This is a genomic window from Clostridium estertheticum, from assembly GCF_026650985.1.
In the GTDB taxonomy this organism is placed as follows: domain Bacteria; phylum Bacillota; class Clostridia; order Clostridiales; family Clostridiaceae; genus Clostridium_AD; species Clostridium_AD estertheticum_C.
The window spans coordinates 3,130,503-3,151,271 of record NZ_CP086239.1 but is presented as its reverse complement, the minus strand read 5'-3'; the positions used below and the strand labels follow the sequence as shown (position 1 = coordinate 3,151,271).

20 protein-coding genes are annotated in these 20,769 nt (G+C 30.1%); 12 read left to right on the top strand and 8 right to left on the bottom strand.

The features are described from left to right. Positions 1 to 7: 7 nt before the first annotated feature. The 3 genes from LL038_RS15145 (at position 8) to LL038_RS15135 (ending at position 3,405) form a co-directional block, all read left to right on the top strand. Positions 8 to 487 (top strand): hypothetical protein, encoded by a 480-nt coding sequence (locus tag LL038_RS15145; RefSeq protein ID WP_216127940.1) that lies wholly within the window; start codon positions 8 to 10, stop codon positions 485 to 487. Between the two features lie 109 nt (positions 488 to 596). Further along, positions 597 to 1,880 (top strand): sensor histidine kinase, encoded by a 1,284-nt coding sequence (locus LL038_RS15140; RefSeq protein ID WP_216127949.1) that lies wholly within the window; start codon positions 597 to 599, stop codon positions 1,878 to 1,880. A gap of 520 nt (positions 1,881 to 2,400) precedes the next feature. After that, positions 2,401 to 3,405, top strand: coding sequence for a potassium channel family protein (locus tag LL038_RS15135; protein WP_216127951.1), 1,005 nt, complete (start codon positions 2,401 to 2,403; stop codon positions 3,403 to 3,405). A 256-nt stretch (positions 3,406 to 3,661) separates the two neighbouring features. Here the strand turns inward: LL038_RS15135 and LL038_RS15130 are convergent, their stop codons facing one another. Continuing rightward, positions 3,662 to 5,122: an IS1182 family transposase gene (locus LL038_RS15130; RefSeq protein WP_216128210.1), complete on the bottom strand. Its 1,461-nt coding sequence runs from the start codon at positions 5,120 to 5,122 to the stop codon at positions 3,662 to 3,664. A 162-nt stretch (positions 5,123 to 5,284) separates the two neighbouring features. Between LL038_RS15130 and LL038_RS15125 the strand changes: the two genes are divergently transcribed. Continuing rightward, positions 5,285 to 5,875: a sugar O-acetyltransferase gene (locus tag LL038_RS15125; protein ID WP_216124893.1), complete on the top strand. Its 591-nt coding sequence runs from the start codon at positions 5,285 to 5,287 to the stop codon at positions 5,873 to 5,875. 156 nt (positions 5,876 to 6,031) lie between these two features. Here the strand turns inward: LL038_RS15125 and LL038_RS15120 are convergent, their stop codons facing one another. Further along, entirely contained in the window at positions 6,032 to 6,952 is a 921-nt protein-coding gene (locus tag LL038_RS15120; protein WP_216124891.1) for an AEC family transporter, read from the bottom strand. Between the two features lie 67 nt (positions 6,953 to 7,019). Beyond that, positions 7,020 to 7,469: a MarR family winged helix-turn-helix transcriptional regulator gene (locus tag LL038_RS15115; protein ID WP_216124889.1), complete on the bottom strand. Its 450-nt coding sequence runs from the start codon at positions 7,467 to 7,469 to the stop codon at positions 7,020 to 7,022. Positions 7,470 to 7,893: 424 nt separating this feature from the next. Here LL038_RS15115 and LL038_RS15110 point away from each other — a divergent pair, with 424 nt between their 5' ends. From LL038_RS15110 to LL038_RS15100, 3 genes are all read left to right on the top strand, one after another. Next, positions 7,894 to 9,105, top strand: coding sequence for a hypothetical protein (locus tag LL038_RS15110; protein WP_216124886.1), 1,212 nt, complete (start codon positions 7,894 to 7,896; stop codon positions 9,103 to 9,105). Positions 9,106 to 9,530: 425 nt separating this feature from the next. Next, positions 9,531 to 10,361: a pyridoxamine kinase gene (locus tag LL038_RS15105; protein ID WP_216124884.1), complete on the top strand. Its 831-nt coding sequence runs from the start codon at positions 9,531 to 9,533 to the stop codon at positions 10,359 to 10,361. Positions 10,362 to 10,428: 67 nt separating this feature from the next. Beyond that, positions 10,429 to 11,082, top strand: a complete 654-nt coding sequence (locus tag LL038_RS15100; protein ID WP_216124883.1) for a TatD family nuclease-associated radical SAM protein — start codon at positions 10,429 to 10,431, stop codon at positions 11,080 to 11,082. A gap of 166 nt (positions 11,083 to 11,248) precedes the next feature. On the opposite strand, the gene LL038_RS15095 is transcribed toward LL038_RS15100, so the two are convergent. Both LL038_RS15095 and LL038_RS15090 read right to left on the bottom strand, forming a co-directional pair. Next, complete coding sequence (locus LL038_RS15095; protein WP_253200291.1) at positions 11,249 to 11,638, bottom strand: YsnF/AvaK domain-containing protein; 390 nt, start codon at positions 11,636 to 11,638, stop codon at positions 11,249 to 11,251. 70 nt (positions 11,639 to 11,708) lie between these two features. After that, complete coding sequence (locus LL038_RS15090) at positions 11,709 to 12,170, bottom strand: YsnF/AvaK domain-containing protein (RefSeq protein WP_216124875.1); 462 nt, start codon at positions 12,168 to 12,170, stop codon at positions 11,709 to 11,711. 264 nt (positions 12,171 to 12,434) lie between these two features. Here LL038_RS15090 and LL038_RS15085 point away from each other — a divergent pair, with 264 nt between their 5' ends. After that, the gene (locus tag LL038_RS15085) at positions 12,435 to 13,484 is read left to right on the top strand and encodes an alpha/beta hydrolase (RefSeq protein WP_216124873.1); all 1,050 of its coding nucleotides are present in this window, start codon (positions 12,435 to 12,437) and stop codon (positions 13,482 to 13,484) included. Positions 13,485 to 13,606: 122 nt separating this feature from the next. Here the strand turns inward: LL038_RS15085 and LL038_RS15080 are convergent, their stop codons facing one another. The 3 genes from LL038_RS15080 to LL038_RS15070 form a co-directional block, all read right to left on the bottom strand. Continuing rightward, entirely contained in the window at positions 13,607 to 14,119 is a 513-nt protein-coding gene (locus LL038_RS15080) for a DUF3189 family protein (protein ID WP_216124871.1), read from the bottom strand. 104 nt (positions 14,120 to 14,223) lie between these two features. Continuing rightward, positions 14,224 to 14,979 (bottom strand): PHP domain-containing protein, encoded by a 756-nt coding sequence (locus LL038_RS15075; RefSeq protein ID WP_216124869.1) that lies wholly within the window; start codon positions 14,977 to 14,979, stop codon positions 14,224 to 14,226. A 286-nt stretch (positions 14,980 to 15,265) separates the two neighbouring features. After that, complete coding sequence (locus LL038_RS15070; protein ID WP_216124867.1) at positions 15,266 to 15,826, bottom strand: hypothetical protein; 561 nt, start codon at positions 15,824 to 15,826, stop codon at positions 15,266 to 15,268. A gap of 200 nt (positions 15,827 to 16,026) precedes the next feature. Between LL038_RS15070 and LL038_RS15065 the strand changes: the two genes are divergently transcribed. From LL038_RS15065 to LL038_RS15050, 4 genes are all read left to right on the top strand, one after another. Continuing rightward, on the top strand, positions 16,027 to 17,799 hold the full coding sequence (locus LL038_RS15065; protein ID WP_216124865.1) for an aminopeptidase P family protein: 1,773 nt from the start codon (positions 16,027 to 16,029) through the stop codon (positions 17,797 to 17,799). 79 nt (positions 17,800 to 17,878) lie between these two features. Then, entirely contained in the window at positions 17,879 to 18,040 is a 162-nt protein-coding gene (locus tag LL038_RS15060) for a hypothetical protein (RefSeq protein ID WP_216124863.1), read from the top strand. A gap of 202 nt (positions 18,041 to 18,242) precedes the next feature. After that, on the top strand, positions 18,243 to 19,136 hold the full coding sequence (locus LL038_RS15055) for a zinc ribbon domain-containing protein (RefSeq protein WP_216124861.1): 894 nt from the start codon (positions 18,243 to 18,245) through the stop codon (positions 19,134 to 19,136). Between the two features lie 27 nt (positions 19,137 to 19,163). Beyond that, positions 19,164 to 20,606, top strand: coding sequence for a zinc ribbon domain-containing protein (locus tag LL038_RS15050; RefSeq protein ID WP_216124858.1), 1,443 nt, complete (start codon positions 19,164 to 19,166; stop codon positions 20,604 to 20,606). The last annotated feature ends 163 nt before the right edge of the window (positions 20,607 to 20,769 follow it).

Here is a 20,769-nt window from a genome sequence, read left to right as displayed (position 1 = left end):
ATTGAAAATGTATAAAGTATTTAATGAATTAATGGAGAAACTAAAAGAAATAATTCCTGTAGATGACCTTGCCTATCTAACTGTAAAAGATGATGAAGAAGCTTTTGCATTTTATAAGAATGATACTCAAATGTGTGATATAAAAACGTGGAAAAAATTTCATAAAGAAGAGTATCCTACGATAATAAAACATATACCAGTACTTACTGAATTAGTAACAACTAAGAAATACGTTGCTGTGGAGAATACTCACAAACTTGTACCACATCAAAAGGAATTTCAAGTATTAAACATATATAGCATATACTTATTTCCTGTGGTGCGAGATAATAAAGTAATAGGGTTTGTAGATATCCCATATACTTGCAATTATCACGTAATTGATAAAGATACACTTGATAAAATACAGTGTTTAGTTGACGAATACAGTGAAAAGATAGTAGGAACAGTTACAGAATTTAAGGTTATGAAAAATAAAGATATGTAGAATGTAACATATATGTGGTAAAATGTTAAATGAAAATAGATATTTTAACATCACTAATTGAGGAGGTTATTAATGTACGGAAAAATAAACTGAAGGATGATGATAGAATATGAATGATTCTTTTTACAGACAGGTAACAAAGCAAATGGTGGTAAGACTTAAAGAAGAAGAGGAGATAGCAGAAAGGGCAGCCGAGTTAATTAACACTAATAAGGAGCTTGCCTTTCAAATTGGAGAGAAAGCAGATAGGACAGCAGAGTTAATTAACGCTAATAATGAGCTTGCCTTTCTAATTGGAGAAAAAGCAGAAAGGGCAGCAGAATTAATTAACGCTAATAATGAGCTTGCTTTTCTAAGAGGAGAGAAAGCAGAAAGGGCGGCAGAGTTAGTTGTTGCTAATAAGGAACTTGCTTTTCAAATTGGAGAAAAAGCAGATAGGGCAGCAGAATTAATTATAGTTAATAGAGAGCTTGCCTTTCAAATTGGAGAGAAGGCGGATAGGGCGGCAGAGTTAATTATTGTTAATAAGGAGCTTGCATTTCAAAGTGGCGAGAAAGAAGACCGGGAAGCAGAGTTAATTGTCGCTAATAAAGAGTTAATCATTGCGAATAAGACTCAGGGAGAATTCCTCGTTAACATATCTCATGAACTTAAAACGCCATTAAATGTTATTTTTTCAACAGCTCAGTTATTTGATATGTATTGTAAGAGTGGTTCATTAGATAATAAGAAGAATTCAATTGTTAAATATATAGAATCAATCAAGCAAAATTCTTATAGATTATCTAAGCTTATCAATAATATAGTTGATCTATCAAAGATTGAGGCAGGTTTCTTTAAATTGAACTTATCAAATAACAATATAATCACAGTTGTAGAGGAAATAGTTATGTCTGTAACTAGTTTGGTTGAGTGTAAAGGTCTAAATATTATTTTTGATACGGATGTAGAAGAAAAAATTATTGCTTGCGATACAGAAAAGATAGAGAGAATAGTATTAAATCTTATATCAAATGCGATAAAATTTTCAGATGAAGGTGATCAAATAGTTGTAGACATTAAGGATAAGAATGAATTTGTTGAAATATCAGTTAAAGATAATGGCATAGGAATTGAAGAAGGGCACTTAAATATGATATTTGATAGATTTAAGCAGGTAGACAAATCATTATCAAGGAATACAGAAGGTACAGGTGTTGGCTTAAGTTTAGTTAAGTCCATTGTAGAATTACTTGGCGGTAACATATATGTTGAAAGTGAATATGGAAAAGGAAGTAAGTTTACAGTTAAGCTTCCTTCAGAAAAGGTACTTCAGGAAAATAAGATATATAGTAACGAAATGAGAAGCAAAAATCAAAGCATACGAGTTGAGCTTTCGGATATTTATTTGTAAATTTATTTCAAAAATTCCACGAGTGATTTAATATTAACATAGGAGATCCTTTCTCTTACTGTTTCTTCTTATTTAAATTCATATTCAATTTTCAATAGTATTTTGAAGTGCTGGGAGATACTTAACATCTGAAATCGATCCAGCTACAACTTCGCAATGGCTCATTACTTCTTAAACCCTCATTTCAATAATTTAACATTTCATGGAACATCCTATTGAGAAAATTTACAGTGATATTATAAAAGTATAAATTTACTACTTAGCCCAATGAGAAATGTATCAATAAAGATAAGATAATAGATTTTAAAAAATGTCTTGTTTTCTATTTTAAAGCATTATATGATGTTTCTAGACATCGATGTACTTTATAAAGAAAGGAAAAATTATGAATAGTCCATGATAATCCTAAATTAGTAGAACATAAAAATTTATTTTTGCTAAGCTCCTTAGCAGCACTTTTTTTGCATAGTTATGACACTTTTTATGGTATAATTTTTTAATGAATCAGGGGGCGGAGTTGATGGAAGGTTACCGTAAATTTAACTTGGTTATCACAATACTAATAGCGTTGCTCCTTATAGGAACATTAGGATATAAACTTTTATTAGATGTTAGTATTGTAGATGCATTATATATGACTGTTATAACTATATCAACAGTAGGATATGCGGAAGTGGCTATTATGGATGCAAATGCTAAGCTTTTTACTATATTTCTTATTTTTTTAAGTTTAGGTACTGTTGGGTATATATTTAGCAGCATAGTATCTTATTTTTTAGAAGGAGATTTAAAAGATGCATGGAGGAGAAGACGTATGGAAGTTGGGATAACCAAGCTAAAAGACCACTATATAATATGTGGAGGTGGTGAAACAGGGGGAAATGCTATAAAACAATTTCAAAAAAGCAATGTTCCATTTGTTGTGATAGATAAAGATGAAGAAATAATAAAGGGGCTAATAGAAAATAAAATATATGCTATTCAAGGAGATGCCACGGAGGAAGAGGTATTAGATAAGGTAGGAATAAAGTTTGCTAAGGGTCTTATTTCTTCATTGTCTACAGACGCGGATAATGTTTATACTGTCCTAACCGCAAGAGAAATGAATAGCAATTTATATATTGTATCTAGAGCTATAAATAAAAATGCAAATGAAAAGCTAAAAAAAGCAGGTGCAAATAATACAATTTCTCCAAATGAAATAGGCGGAAGTAGAATGGCAGCTCTAATGCTTAGACCTACCGTTATTGCTTTTTTGGATATAGTAACTCATGATGGAGATTTAATTTTAGACTTAGAGGATGTAACTATTTGTGAAGGTTCAATTATAATAAATATGAGTCTTATGGAAGCTAGAATTCCTGAAAAAACAGGACTAATAGTTTTAGCCATTAATAAGGATAGCAATAAAAAATTAGTTTTTAACCCAAGTTCTAACCAGGTACTAAAAATGGGTGATACCATGGTGGTTCTAGGAACAGAAGAACAGGTCAGTAAACTTAAAAAAATTGCTAAAGAAATATGACAAAGAACTATAAAATATATAAAAAGCAATCTCTATACCTTAAAGTTAGTTGAGGTAAGGCGATTGCTTTTTTAATATTTGTATTTATTGTATAATAAATATAATTTACGATTAAAAAATACCACAATAGGTTTGAGGCCACTGAAAAAAGCACTCTTTTTTCAGTAGAGTTTTCAAATTTGAATAGAAAAAGCATGAGGAATCCATATTTTTGGATATCTCATGCTTTTTCTTTTATAATTAAGTTTTAAAAGCCCTATTTCATGCTTTTCAACTTAATTATTCTCTTTAGATTCACAGTGAAGATTGATAATGCACCTTGCATTTGCATGCTAATTAAGCCTGACGATATTGCTACATCATAGCCATGTTGGTGCTTAAGTTCACTATTTTTAGCCTCTATCATATAACGCTCCCTAGCACGTTTTTTAAAATATTCACTTTTTTCGAACTCTATTTGATCTTTGTGGGTATTTGACTTTATTGAAACTGAATAAGTTTTAGATTTAGCGCCTTCTTTATAACACCCATCTTTATGAACACAATTTTTACACTTTTCTACATTAAAATAGTAAGTTAACACTTGATTTTTACCAACATTCTTCTTTCCCTGTTTTGCTTTTTTAATAGCCATATGACCTGCCGGACATACAAATAAACCAGCATCTTTATTAAACTCAAATTCATCTTCTTTTTTTCGCATTCCTTGTGAAATTACAGGATTTAGTTTTGAAATTAATGCAATTTTATTTTCTTTTGCATATTCTAGATTTTTCTTTTCAGAATAAGCTGTATCTCCAATTACTTCATTAACATCTATACCAGCCTCACGGCTTTTTTCTATTAAGGCTATGAGCTCCTTTCCATCACTTTTTTCGCCAGTTGTAATAACAGCTGCTGTAATTAAACGTTCTTCACTCATAGCAAGGTGTGATTTATATCCAAAAAAAGAACTATCCTCAGTCTTATGCCCCACTTTTGCATCCTCATCTTTTGATAGTTTTAGGTTTTCTATGTCATCATTAAAAGCTTCGGTTAAGTAGTTTAATTTAGTTTTCACAGTTGGATTTGCTACAATTTCTGGATTCTTGTTTATGCTATCAATTAATAATTTGCAGTACTCAAGAATATCTTCAAGTACTCCATTTGTAACTTTATTCGGCAAATCTTCTTTTATCTCAGGATGTACTCCGTACAATGTTTTTCTTAAATTTTTTGCACGTTTCAATAATTCTTCTCCTGCTGATTTTTGGTTATAACGTGACTTGGTATGCGTAGCATCAACTATTATTGCTTTGCTTTTTAAAACTCCCTCTTTTATAGCAAGTTCTACAGTCTTGTTTATTAATAAATCTAATAAATTCATGTCTTTAAGGCGAAGCTTTCTAAATTTAGTTAATGTACTTGAGTTTATTAAATTTGTTTCTTCTGGGGCTAAATTCAGAAAATATTTAAATGACATATCATAAAGAGTTCTTTCAACAACATCTTCATCAGACAATTCATATATTACTTTCAAAAGCAAATATTTAAATAGCATTATAGGGTTAATAGCACCTCTACCCATAGATGAACTATAGTTAATAATCAATTCGTCATAAACAAATGAAAAGTCAACAAGGTCATTAATTTGCTTTAAAATGTTATCTTTCGGAATAATTAACGAATATAAGCTATGGTATGTATTTATTTTTATTTCCAATTGTCCTTTTAGCATAATAGTTTAGCCCCTTTTATTTTATTCTACTATACTAATTCGACATATCTTTTAAAATTCCTTTTTGTTTTTAGTCTTTTACATAAAAAAATCGCCATCTTTAATTCGATGACGATTTTTCATATAGTTTTTCAGTGGCCTCATAGGTTTGGAGGTTATTTTATGGATTTAGAAGAACAGAAAAAATTTATATTATCAGGTAAAATGTATAATGATTTATCACAAGAACTAATTAAGGCAAGAGAAAATACTATATTTCTTACAAATGAATATAATAATAGTTTTGGTAGCCAGCAGCATAAAAGAGAGGAAATATTAAAAAAGCTACTGAAAAAGATCGGAAAAGGAGTTCATTTTGAACCAACTCTTCGATGTGAATTTGGTTTTAATATTACAATAGGCGATAATTTTTATGCCAATTTCGATTGCATAATGCTAGATGGTGGAAAGATAGACATAGGTAATAATGTTTTATTTGGACCACGAGTTGGAATCTATACATCTAATCATGCAATAGATGCATTAGAGCGAGTAGCGGGAGGATGTTATGCAAAACCTGTAAAGATAGGCAATAACGTATGGATTGGAGCAGGAGTTAGTATAAATCAAGGTGTTACTATTGGAGATAATACAGTCATAGGGTCAGGCAGCGTTATTACAAAAAATATTCCAGCGAATGTTGTTGCAGCTGGTATACCTTGTAAAGTAATTCGAAAAATTACAAAAGAAGATAAAACTGGATTTAAAGTATAGAATAAAATAAGAATAATCAGAAGGGTGTGTTGTTAAACTAGCTGATAAAAGGAAGTTCACTAATGAACTTCCTCTCAATATATTCAATTTTTAATTAAGTAGAGTATAGTAATTTATTTTAATTAAAATTTTTTTGTTATCACATATCATAAAGACCTATTTTATAAGTAAGTCTATTATTGACATAATAGCAGGTATCGTGATTATAGATAAGATTGTAGTTAAAAAAGCACATTTTGAAGCAGTTACTTTGTCTCCATTATATTTCTCTGCCAAAACTGCTATTAAACTTGCAGTAGGCATTGCTACTAAAATTACACATATATAAAGAAGCGTTTTACTAGCGCCCAAAAGGGTAAGTACAAAATAAGTTAAGAGTGGAGCAACTATAAGTTTAATAAAATTTACATAATAGATATCTAGGCCCTTAAACACATCTTTTAATTTAACATCTGCAAGCATACTTCCTACTATAAACATTGAAAGGGGAGTCGTCATATTTCCTATGCTACCTAAAGTCTTAAGTAATGGTGAGGGGAGTTTTATAGAAAAAAGAAATATTATAATTCCTAAAAGAGTACATATAAGAGGTATATTTATAAGATTCTTTTTTATACTCTTTAAGTCACTTTTGCCCGTAAAAAGCATAACACCATAAGACCACATAAAAATATTAAAAGGAATTGTATAAATAGATGTATAAAATACTCCTATATTCCCAAAGATACCTTGAATTACAGGATATCCTACAAACCCACAATTAGAAAATACGGTTGCAAATATAAATACATTCTTCTTAGAGCCTTCAAATTTAGAATATAACAATTTACTTAAAATTATTAAGATAATGTGTATCACAATAGAATAGAAAAGTATCATGCTAGCACCTTTTAGCATATCCATTGAAAATTTGAAATTAAAAGAATATATAATCATACAAGGCATTGTCAAATTAATTAAAATGTTTGAAAAACCTTTATTTACTTCATCTGTAATTGTTTTTGTTTTTCTTAAGACAACTCCTACCATCATCATAAGTGCTAATATAATTACTTGATTCATAACATTGATATTCAAAATATTACCTCCTAAGATATTGATCTAAAATAAATAAAGAGTAAAGACCACTTGCACTAAATAGATATTATTCATCCATTTTACCTACAAGCATTTCCATATTATTTAGAGTTTCTTTTAACAGTATGAGATCATTTGTATTAAATTTTTGTGTGCTCTTACAAAAGGCAACCTTCATAGCTTCTGTACGCTCTTGTAAAAAATTGCATCCAGTATCCGTTAGTTCTATATATATCACACGTCTGTCTTTTTCATCTAATTTTCTTTTAACCATATTAAATTCCACAAGTTTTTCGACTAATATAGTTACAGTTGGCTTTGATACATATAGGATTTTAGCTAAGTCTGACATTTTGCATAACTCTTCAATTTTCAAGAAACGCATTAAAGATACATGTGCTCTTGTTATTTCTTTATTACTAGTTACAACAGAACTTATGTTTAAGAGCTTTTTTGTTAATATGGGAAATTTTAATAATAATCCATTAAATACCTCATCAATATCTTTATCTTTCATACTTATTCTCCTTTATTTATTACATTTATAGTTAATCTAAAATTCAAATTTAAATAACATTATAGGTTAATAAATATTTCATTAATATGATTAATAAAAATGAAAAAAGTTAGCATATATAATAGTTAATTTAACTAACTATTATATATGCTAACTTTATAAGGAATATTTGTCAAGAAAACACGGTATAAATGGGAGGGTGAAAATGGCTTAGCTAAAGTAGAAAATGAAGAATATAAATATTAGTAGAAATTTAATTTGAAATATATGTTATATATAGTATAATTAAGTAAATTAGAAATGCAAATTTTAGAAAAGATTATTTATGCATTAGTTTTACTAGAACTTAAAATTAAATCAATTAATTAAAAACTTTATCTAATAGAGTTATTTTTCAATCTTTTTACAAAGGGGAGTATTTTAAATGACAAAAAAGAAATTTTATATGATGACAACATTTGCACTTACATTATCTTTAACTTTTGGTTCAACAGTTTTTGCAGATTCGTTACCAGGCATTACAAATACAAAAAATATTTATTCATATCATGCTAGTAATAGATTAATAGATAATCAGCTTTATTCTAAAAAAGCATATAATACAATCTCATACTTAGTATCGATAGGATCACTTCATGACATAACAATACATGAACCTACTACGGTAAATAATTTAAACTTATCGTCAACTATTTCAGTTACAACTACAGAAGGACCTATGTTAGTACCAATACAATGGACTAGTTATTCTGGCGGAAGTATAAATACAACTACTAAACTAAGTGGTAAAGTTGTATTACCTCCAAGTATTTTAAATCCTACTAATATACAGCTAGATGTAATTCAGACAGTAGACTATAAAGGTGATGGACTTTGTAGCAATCTAGGTAAAGTCAGTTATAACAACATAACTGACATACCTCCGGCTACTACCAAAAGAGAACTTATAAGTAACTTAAGTTATAATGGTAACCCCCTCACAAGCGAAATGTCTCCAATAGTTGTAGACCACCGTTATAATACACTAGACAACAGTATCGTAGAAGATGGAGATTTATTAGAAATTACCGATGGAGAATACACGCATACTTATCATCTTAGTATAATATCTGAAACACCATCAAATTCAAGTTCGTTAGTATCTATAAGTCCAACTCAACCTATAGCAGTACCTATTACTGGAATGGAAGGTAGTTTAAACTTACCCTCAATTATTAGAATTGATACTACAAATGGAGTTGTAAACTTACCGGTTCAATGGAATGTACCAGTAGATTTAAATATATCAAAAAATATCGAAATAACCGGCACGATTGTACTGCCAGATAATATTTATAATTTAAAAGGGGTACAGCTACCTGTTTACCAACAATTAAACTATCAACCAATTGGACTTTCTAGCTCACTTGGTACTATAGTTACAAACCGTATACTATATATACCAGCAGGAACTTCTGTGTCAAGTTTAATAGATGGATTAACTAATGCTGGTTCATATACTATAACTTTAAAAGATAAGAACAACGATACTTTAAAAACTGGTGCTAATATTGTAACAGGAGATATACTTATAGCTACTAGTGGAAATACTAACTATAACTTTTATCTATCCACTAAAACTTCCGATGAACGTTAAAGTTTTAATTTGAAAATTGGCATGGAGTTGTGGAAATGAAACGATATATGCAACATTTTATTCATTTACTTTCTATTCTTTTGTTATTTAATTATTCACTTATAGATTTTTCCTGTTTAAGGTTTTTTATCACTTTAAGGTTCTGTAACCAGAACCTTAAAAACCTTAGTGGACATCTCATTGAGCCAGTTTTCTCATTTTGTATAATTAGAATATATTTTACGAATGACGTGATTCATATTAGTTTGCCGCAAATAATCTTTTTACCATTGCCTAGCAACTCTTCTAGTCTAACTATTTCTATTTATGTAATTAATTTCTCTAAATCAGTTGTTTCATAAAAAGTTTTAGAATTTGTATCCGTACACTTTATTTTTTGTCTTGATTAGATTATAATGAAGGTTATTAGAAAAGGTGGTGAGATAATGAGCTTAAACAAACAAAAGAAAATTGCTATTGTGAATGATTTTACTGGATTTGGACGATGTTCCATAGCGGTTGCATTGCCTATTATATCAGCAATGAAGATACAATGTTGTCCATTACCTACTGCAATATTATCTGCACATACGGGATTTTCAAATTTCTTTTTTGATGATTATACTCCTCATATGAGGGATTACATGAATAATTGGAAAGAGCTTAATTTACAATTTGATGGAATCTGTACTGGATTTTTAGGTTCAAAAGAACAAATTGATGTTGTTGTAGAGTTTCTTTGCAATTTTAAAACAAAAGATACTATTGTCATGGTTGATCCTGTGATGGGTGACTATGGTAAGCTTTATTCTACATATACACAGGAAATGTGTGATGAAATGAAGAAGTTAATTAAATATGCTGATGTAATGACACCTAATCTTACTGAAGCCTGTAGACTTCTTGATATTCCTTATCCAGAAAAAACTTTGAATCCTGCGCAGCTTGAAAACATTGCAAAAGAGCTTTGCACAAAAGGGCCAGATAAAATTGTTATCACTGGACTGCAGCATAATGGGAATATAAGAAACTTTATATATGAAATAGGAAAACCATATACTATAATAGAAGTGAAAAAAATTGGTGAAGATCGTTCAGGTACTGGAGATGTATTTTCTTCTATTGTAGTTGCGAATATTGTAAAGGGAGTAGATATCGTGACTGCGGTAAAAAAGGCCACAGATTTTATTAGTAAAGCCATTGATTATACTGCTAAAATTGGTACTCCAGTACATGATGGTATTTGCTTTGAAGAATATTTGACTGATCTGCAATAATTTATATATATTTACTTATTAATGTTAATTTAAAATTTAAATTATAAAGAAAAGAGGATGATAGAATATGGTTATTTTATATACATATAACAATGGTGTTTATATCAATTTAAAAGATGTTGATATTACTAAAAAAGAATTGAGCCACAAAAACATTTATGTTAATTTAACTAACAATTGCCCTTGTTCTTGTACCTTTTGTTTAAGAAACACTAAGGAAATGGCTAAATCAAATAGTCTATGGTTAGATACAGAACCTACCGCTCAGCAGGTTATAGAAGAGTTTGAAAAATATGATTTAACTCAGTTCAATGAAATTATATTTTGTGGATTTGGAGAACCTTTAACACGTCTTGATGATCTAATAGACGTGGCAAAATACTTAAAAAATAGAAGTAGCAATAATCCAATTCGTATAAACACTAATGGACTCGCAGATTTAGTTAATAAAAAAGAAACTGCAACATTTTTCAAAGACTTGATTAATACTGTATCCATAAGCCTTAATGCATCAAATGCGAAAGAATATTTAAGATTAACTCGTAGCAAATTTGGTATAGAATCTTATGACGCCATGCTGAAATTTGCGATAAGCTGCAAAGAGTATGTTCCGAATGTAGTTATGACAGTAGTAGATTGTATTGGACGAGAAGAAATAGATGCTTGCAAAGATGTATGTGATGCTATTTGCGTACCTTTAAGGGTGCGTCCTTTTGAATAAGATAAAGTGCATACTGTTATCGCAAATAAAAAAAATCACTATTTATAATATCAATATAAATAGTGATTTTTTATTGTATTAAATTAGAAGGTTATTTTTATAAATTAGTTATTAATACCAGGCAATGGAATGTTAGGGGCTGTTTGCGATTATATTACCTCTAGTATTAGGAGTGTTTTGAATTTGAATTGTCTAAAAACTTTAAGGAATCGGAGATTTTAACTTTAAGAGCCTCCCTCTTTAATGTCTCTTCAATGTGTTTTATATCTTGTATCTGCTGTTTATAAATTGATACCTCCTCTAAATTAACTTTGTGCTTGGTGAACTCAACATGTTCTTCACTAAGAGGTATACGGATAATTTCTGTAGGCATATTTTTAATTTCTGAATCAGCTGAGGAAAGGACTTTCTTTTTTATTACAAGCTCTTCTCGTTTAACTGGTACCGTAAATGTTTTTTCCTCCGTAAAAGCCTCCCTATAAATATTTACTTCCCCTGTTTGTAACCATTTTTTTGCTATATCAAGCTGTTCTTTTTTTATTTGAAACGTTGCCATACATACTCCCTCCATTTGTTAAGAAAAACACCTCACGAGTCATGAACTTCGGAGGTGTTTTCTACTTCATTTATTCGTGATGACTACCGATATCAACTACATCAGGGTTACCAACTTTATTTATTTGTGCTTCTTCTCGTTTAAGCGTTTCTTCTATATGCTCAGTATCTTCTATAGCATGTTTGTGAGCTGAAATTTCTCCTGTTACTACTGTATGTTTATCTACATGAACTTTTTCTTCATTAACAGGAATTTTAATACTTTGTTCATCAGTGATTGGTGAATCACTTGCTTCATTGTTTAAGCTCTTTCTTTCAATAACTATTTCTTCACGTGTCACAGGAACATCAACTGTTTTTTGCTCTTCTATAATTTCCTTACCAAACTCTACTTCACCTTTTTGCACACTGCTTTTGGCAATATCAAGTTCTTCTTTTCGTAGACTAAGCTTTATGGCATCATCTTTAGTTTCTTTAGTTTCTTTTTTGATATCATCGTCGTGTTTTTCAAAAATCCCTTCAAGTACACTCATATATATACCTCCATAAATTAATATTTTTATCCTTATTAAATTGCCCTACATGAGATATAATATCCTGTTTATAAATTGGAAATATAAGAGAAGGTTTTGGAAATAAATCAATAAAGAGCTAATTTAAAATAAATATTTTTTAAATTATAATATAAATTTAATTTTATGGTGAACATATAAATATTCAAGAGCATTTTATTTTACATAAGAATTATAAATAAAATGAATTTTACAAATATTTAAGTTAACTGGTGGAGGTATTAAATGAAAAAGAAAAAAATATTGTTGATTTTTCCTGTTGTTGTCATGATTGTTGCAATCTATAGTTTTATTTTAATTAAAAATTTTGCTACAACAAGTTATGGTAAGCTTGATATATTATTTGGCGTAATGTCAAAAATAGAAGAACATTTTAATCCTATTTCACTTAAAGGAAAATCAATATATGAAATGCGTGTAGCATTACATAAGTCAACAACAATGTGGAAATCTAAACCTATACCCTTTTCCAATATAAAAAATATGGATATAAAAACAACTTCAAATCAAGTGCCAGTGCGAGTATACACGCCTGATGTCAATGAGGATAAATTACCTATCATAATTTATTCCCATGGCGGCAGTTGGATTACTGGTAGTATTGATGACTATGACAATGTTTGCAGGAAGCTTTCAAAAAATTCAAAGGCTATAGTCGTATCTGTAAATTATCGTCTTGCGCCAGAAGACCCATTCCCAGCTGGTCTTAATGACGTATATAATGTGCTCCAATGGGTTTATAAATATGCTAAAAGCATTAATGGGGACTCCAGCCGAATATGTGTTGTAGGGGACAGTGCTGGTGCTAACCTTTCTGCTGTAGTTTCACAAATGGCACGTGATAAAGGTGGACCCCACATAATCTCTCAGGTACTAATATATCCATCTACAAATATTTATCAACTAAATACTAAATCTTGGTCGTATTTTGGTATGGATTATAATCTTACAAGGGAAAACTCTGAAAAATTTATATCCCTGTACACTCCAAGTTTAGAAGAAAGAAAAAGTGGATATGCCTCGCCTTTATTATCTGAAAATTTTAAAGATTTACCTGACACACTCATAATCACAGCCGAATTTGATCCATTAAGGGATGAAGGTGAAGCTTACGGTAATAAATTAAAGCAAGCAGGAGTGGATGTGATTTCTACCAGATATAAAGGTGTTACACATGGCTTTATTTCAATGGATAAGATTACGAATAAAGCAGATGAGGCTTTAATTGAAATTTCAAGATATCTAAAAGAGAAATTTAATAGAAAGCAAATTTAAAGCTTTTAAAGCCACTAATAATAAAATAAGTACTAGTGGCTTTATTTTATTATAACTTCTTTTCGTAAGACTCAACCATTTTACATCAGTTTTAATTATGTAACCCGTATAATAGTTAAAAATCATTTTTTCTTAAATTCCTTATTATCTAATATAATGACCTCTGACTTAGCTTCCTTTGCTGCTTTCTTTGTGTGATTTACTAGTTTTACAATGTCCTGGTATGATTGTTTTGATCCCTTTACAAGCAACGGCACTCCTATAAAATCAATTTTTAGCCACCTAGAAAAGAATCCACCAAAGGTCATTGGTAACGGAACAGTTGGTGACGTATTGGAAAATATAATTTTCTCGTTTAATAGATTTTGTTTATGAAGCATAGAAGCTAAATTATATAATCCAGGAATTAAAACCTTTGAACGTCCCCTACCTACAACATAGACTTTATTTTCATCTTCATCACTTCCATAATAAAAAAGTTCTCCACAATTTCCATATACTAACTTATTAAAGTTAGGTAATTTCAATATTTCATCCTTAGTCGGTTCGTGGTTTTCATCCAGCATTTTTAAGTGATAAGCCATTGCTAAAATAGATGAGTGGGTTCCTCCATAACAATTATATATGTATATCATTTAAATCACCTGATTTCCTATATTTTAGTATTTTTTTAATAATTGTAGTATATGCAATAAACATTGATATTAAACATTCTTTGAACACGCTTTCTATAATGAACTTAATCTCTTAATAATTTCATTGATCTATGTGCACTTCCATCAGCATTAACAATATCATCATCTGTAAGGCCTGCCTCAACTGCAATATTATAGGCTTTACCAAAATACCCTACATCCTCTGATTTGTGTGAATCACTTCCTAATGAAAATTTAACACCCATCTTCTTTAAATTTTTTATTGTTTCAATGTCCATATTCCTATGGCTTCTGTTAATTTCCAAAGCAGTATTTCTTTGAGCGGCAACCCTTCCAATTTCGATAATATCTGGATTAACATGCTCTAAAGGATGATTTAATATTGTAATATCATATTTTTTAATAGCATTAATTGCAGCTTCTGTATAGTTCCTAAGTAAAAATGGATTTTGTACTGCTCCAGGATGATAACCCACACAAATTATGTCCAGGTAATCAATTATTTCATCTTTAATATCTATATCACCTTTTTTAGTAACAATATTACATTCTACGCCAAGAAGAATTTTAAAGTCATTCTTCTTCAATAATGAACTTTTATTAAGGTCATCAATTGATTTACGTAGTTTTTCGTATTGATTTAGTTTCATCCCGAAGGTAATATGTTTATAACCATGATCTGTTATGGCAATTTCTTTTAATCCTTTTTTTATTCCAGCTTTAACATTTGATTCAATACTTCCTTTTGCATGTTCTCCAAAAATAATATTAAACAAGGGAATATGTCCCTTTGCAATATTAGTATGAGTATGATAGTCTGCAATAATCTTAAAACTCATTTTATCCCCTCCATGGTTTAATATTTTTTAATTAGCCGCTTCAGTATCAAATTGAAAAGCTTCTTAGATTACCTATGACATGTTTATCATCCAATTTTATTTTGCCCATATTACTGGATAATACTTGCCTGATATTTATATATTTTTTAATAAAGGAGCGGTTTGTCTTATACCTCATTTACTAATTTCAACCCATTAGCGGTAAAAAACAAAGCCCAAAGGTATCCCTCAGGGCTTCATTAACTATCCTTAGAATCTCATTTCACCATATTATCAGTCGTTTATCCTAATACCCATGATGGAACATTGGTCTACGTCTTCGTCGTCTTCGTCTTCTTCTTCTTTCATGTAAATCTCTGATAAATAGTATTCTAGCTAAATCATGAACCGGAACTCTTCTATCTTGACGAAATGTGCCCCTCATATCCTCATCATCGCCATCTTTATAATGTTTTTCGTAATTGTCACTTACTTCTTTACACATATTATCTATCTCATCCTTACTAGGGCAATGCATTGTGCCATACATGGACTCCATTATATCGCAATGTCTTTTTACCATAGGATATATTATGGTATAAATCTTTGGATACATGATTTTTAAATCTTCATCCTCTTCATCATCTTCATCATCATCATCATACATTGGCATCATCATCATGGGCATAATCATCATAGGCATATTCAGCATAGACATATCCTTCATGGGCATATTCATCATGGACATATCCTTCATGGGTACATCCTTCATGGGTATTTCCTTAATGGGCATATCCTTCATAGGCATACTTGCCATAGGCATATTCTGCCCAAGATTTTCACAGTCTTTACAACGGTAGTCGTACATAAGTACCTCCAAAATAATATTCACCATGTATAATATTCTATTTTCGTTGTTTTGTTACAACGGGGGTGGTTTTAATAAAGAATTTAACATAATATTCCTGTTTAATTCTGTTATAATGAAGGCAAAGATATAAAATATTGTGAGTAAATGATTACAATGGAAATTGTAGGTGAAGTTTACAAACTAAAGGGGTGATTAGGATGAGTGTAAAAGAAAGAATTGAACAATTAAGGAATGAGATGAGAGAAAGAGGCATAGATGCCTTCATTGTTCCTAGTTCGGATCCACATCAAAGTGAATATGTAGCAGAGCACTATAGTGCTAGAACTTTTATAACCGGATTTACAGGTTCTGCGGGTACTGCAATTGTAACTTTAAAAGAGGCAGGTTTATGGACAGATGGAAGATATTTCATACAAGCAGAAAATCAACTAATAGATACGGGGGTAACACTATTTAGAATGGGTAACGATGGTGTTCCAACTGTGGAAGAATTTTTGAAAGAAACACTTAAGAAGGGAGCAAAAATTGCTTTTGATGGTAAGGTTATTTCAATAGAGTATTTTAGAGGTCTAAAGAGTGCTCTAGAGAGTAGTGGATTTTCCTATGAAGTTAATGAAGATTTAGTAGATATAATTTGGAAAGATAGACCACAAAAACCTTGTAGCCAGGTAGTTTTGCATGATGTAGTATATGCTGGAGAGTCAAGAGAATCAAAACTTGCAAGAGTAGCTAGTGAAATGGAAACTATGGGAGCAAACTACTATGTTATATCGGGACTTGATGACATAGCATGGTTGTTAAACATTAGAGCGAGAGATGTAAAATGCAATCCACTAACTATAGCTTACACCGTTGTTTCAGAGAAAAAACATTATTTATTTATAGATGATAAGAAAATAAATTCAGAGGTTAGAGCGGAACTCGAAAAGGCTAATGTAGAAATAAAACCTTACGAAAGCATAGGAGAGTTTTTAGGGAAAATCAAAGATGGAGCAATATTACTTGATGCAGCAAGAACTAGTACTTGGATTTATAGTTCCATAAAGATTAAGATTTTAGAGGCTATGGATATTACTACAAGGTTTAAGGGCATAAAGAATGAGATTCAAATTAAAAATGTTAGAAAGGCTATGGTACGCGATGGTGTAGCTATGGTTAAATTTATATCATGGATGAAGAAAACTATAAAATCGCGCAATATTACAGAAATAGAAGCATCAGATAAAATCGAGGAGATAAGAAGTGTAGGAGAAAATTTCTATGATTTAAGCTTTGCATCAATCTCAGCATATAAAGCAAATGCTTCTATGCCCCATTACTGCGCTACGGAGAAAAATCAAGCTACTATAAAGGCGGAGGGGCTTTATCTATTAGACTCTGGTGCTCAATATTTAGATGGAACAACAGATATCACAAGAACATTAGCTGTAGGTCCATTAACAAAGGAAGAAAAAACAGATTATACCTTAGTATTAAGAGGGATGATTAATCTAACATTGCAGAGATTTTTATATGGAACTACGGGCTCAAATTTAGATATTATAGCTAGAATTCCACTTTGGAATGCAGGTATGGATTATAAGCATGGAACAGGACATGGAGTAGGTTTCTTTCTAAATGTTCATGAAGGGCCACACAGAATATCTGCGCTTCCCAATAATATTGTGCTTAAAAAAGGAATGATAGTCTCCAACGAACCAGGAGTTTATAAAGCAGGAAAGCATGGTATAAGAATAGAAAACTTAGTTGTCGCTCAGGAAGATGAAAAGACTGAGTATGGTGGACAATTTATGAAGTTTGAGACTTTAACACTATGCCCTATAGACTTAGAGGCTATAGATGTGTCCTTGTTAACAAATGATGAAAAATTTTGGCTAAATGATTATCATAAAACTGTATTTGAGAAGCTTTCTACTTATTTACAGGGAGAAGAATTAGCATACTTGAAACAAGCAACAATGGCAATATAAATAAAAATAACTATTTAGAAGGAAATAACTCTCAAATGCAGAATAGATATATGAAAGATTATTTTAAGGGGGTCAAATAATGCCAAAATTTGAAATTCCAAAAGATAAGGACGAAATAAAACGACAAATTAAAGCCTTGCAGAGCCTACTACCTATAGATGATAAAAAAAGCGATAGGAAAAGCAAGCAAATACATCAAGATGAAATTAAAGCCCTTAAAAAAGCTTTAAGCGACAAATAAGAGATATTAACTATTACGAATACTTGTAAATGAAAAGAAAAGGATTAAGGCGCAAAATGCTTTAATTCTTTTCTTTTTATTCACGTACCCCTGGGGCGTTTTATGTGAAATGTTTTATAAACTATTAAGAGAATGCAAGTTATGACGAAATATATATAAGCAATAATAATTATATTTATTTATATATTCAAGGGGGAACATTATGACATATTGTAGTAAATGCGGTTCTAGGATTGAGAGTAGTAATGAATTTTGTCCAAATTGTGGCATGAAGGTAAATCAAACATCAAATAAGAACCGCAACAAAGAAAAAATGGAAGGAACATTCGAACATGTTAAATCAGTAACAGATAAAATTAATGCTACTGAAATAATAAACATTTTTAAAAATTCAACACTAAACCCGGTTTCAGGTGGTAAAGAATTTGTAGCTAAAACCCAGAAAACATCAGCGATTGTCATCATGATTATGCTAACATGTCTACAAGGTATACTCGGAATTTGGAGAGTTAATCAGATCGTCAGTAGTGTATCAACAATTTTCACGAATTTTTATAGAAATCTATCTTCATTAGCAGTTTTATTTGGTGAAAGTTCGTCATCATATAATATGGATACAAGTACCATAAACTCCATGAACACGGCTATTGATAAATTTAAATATATGAATACTATACCTTATAGTAAAATATTTTTTGGGAATTGTGAATTATATTTAGTAGGATTATTAGTTCTATTTATTTCTATATATCTAGGGATAAGCTTTTTTTCAGAAGTAAAGTGTACAACATTCATGGTATTTAAGGCTGTATTAATTTCAACTTTACCTATTTTGTTTTGTGAAATTATATCAATCATATTTTCATACTTTTCATTGAATTTAGGTATTGTTTTTGTTATTTTAGGTGTGGTTATTTCAATTACAACATTAGTTATTATAAGTAAAGAAACTTTTCAGATAAATGCAAACCTATGCGTTTTAATAATATCAATAGCTAGTGTCATATCTTTAATAGCATTTCTTATAGCATTTTCTTATCATACAGTGGATGTAGTAAAAGCAATAGTATATAGATATGGTAGCTTATTAAATTAATTTGATTAAGAAATTGGGGGACATAAAATGAAATTTTGTACTAAATGTGGTAATGAAGCTAAGGAAGAACAGACCTTTTGTACAGTTTGCGGTAATAATTTAAAAATTGAGTCTACAAACGAAACCAGAACAGTAGATAAAACCAATCTGAGTATAAAAGACGAGCCATTAGATGAATATAATCCAATAAAAGAAGATGATATTAATGAAAAATATACTACAAATAATATTAAGTCAAGCAAAAAATTTAGAATAGCAATAGCTTTAATTTTGATAATAATAATAGTAGTTATTATTCAAGTGGGTAATTCTTTATCTGATCCAAGGAAGATAACAAAAAGATTTCAACAAGATATAGTAACAAACAACACTTCTGATTTAGCAGAAATACTATATTGTAATGATGCTAGGCTTGAAATTAATAGTAATAATATAACACCTTTACTTAATTACTTTAAAAAAGATCCTTCACATTATAATAAAGTTATTGAAAATTTAAATAATGATGCTCTTAGTCCTAAGGATGTTAGTAACCTTAGCGTAACATCAAGTAACACGTTAACATTAGCAAAGGTGGGAAAAAAGTTTTTGATTTTTCCAAATTATAAAATAAGTATTAAGCCATCATTTGTTGATATAACAACTACAGTTAAAGATGTTTCTTTTTCAATTAACAATGTAATAATAGGGAAAAGTGATACTGATAAATCAACTAAAGAATTTGGACCATACATTCCCGGGACCTATTCAATCATAGCTAATTATAAGGGTCCGTATGTTACTTTAAGTAAACCTTATTTAGTAAATACTATGGAATCTAGCGATGGAATAGTGAAATTAAGTGTATTTGAAGATATGAATAACTTGAATATAACCTCTGATTATCCTGATGCAGAAATATTTGTTAATGGAAAAGATACTAAAGTCAAGGTTAACAATGCTGCTAATTTTGGACCTATAGATAGTAATTCAAAGATATATGCTACAACCGTAATAGATGGAAAAAAACTTAAGAGTGAAGAGTATTCAGTGGCTGAGGGAGCAACGGACATTAATATAAGTTTTGAGGAGGCAATTAATAATCGAAATAATGCTCAGGCTCAATTAAATGGAGTTAAGTCTCAATTAAACGATCTTTTAAACAACTATGCGACAGCTCTTACAGATGCTATTAACATGAATAATTTTTCAATCGTAGGGGGTTATTTGACTTATGGGAGTGAACTATATCAACAACTACAAGAAAGTGTACCTAATTCCTATGTGAATGGAAGCTTAGAGAGTGTTGTATTTGCTAAAATTATAGATTTCAAAATTAGTGAGGATACCCAATCTGGAAGTATTACTACTAGTGAAAAATATAATTTTACAACTATGGATAGTGCACCTACTGATAAAATTTTTAGTCATACATATAATTTTCAATATAATAATGATGTCGCTAGTTATCAATTCACAAACAGAAAATAAGTGGGTTATAATTATTATTGCAATAAAAAAATGTAAGTATATTAAATGTTTTAATATTTAGATTTACTTAAATTTTAAAAAAGCAGGTTCAGTAATTCAGGAAAGTTAATACTGACCCTGTTTTTTTATGAACGAAGTGAATTTGCTAAATTATTAAACAGGA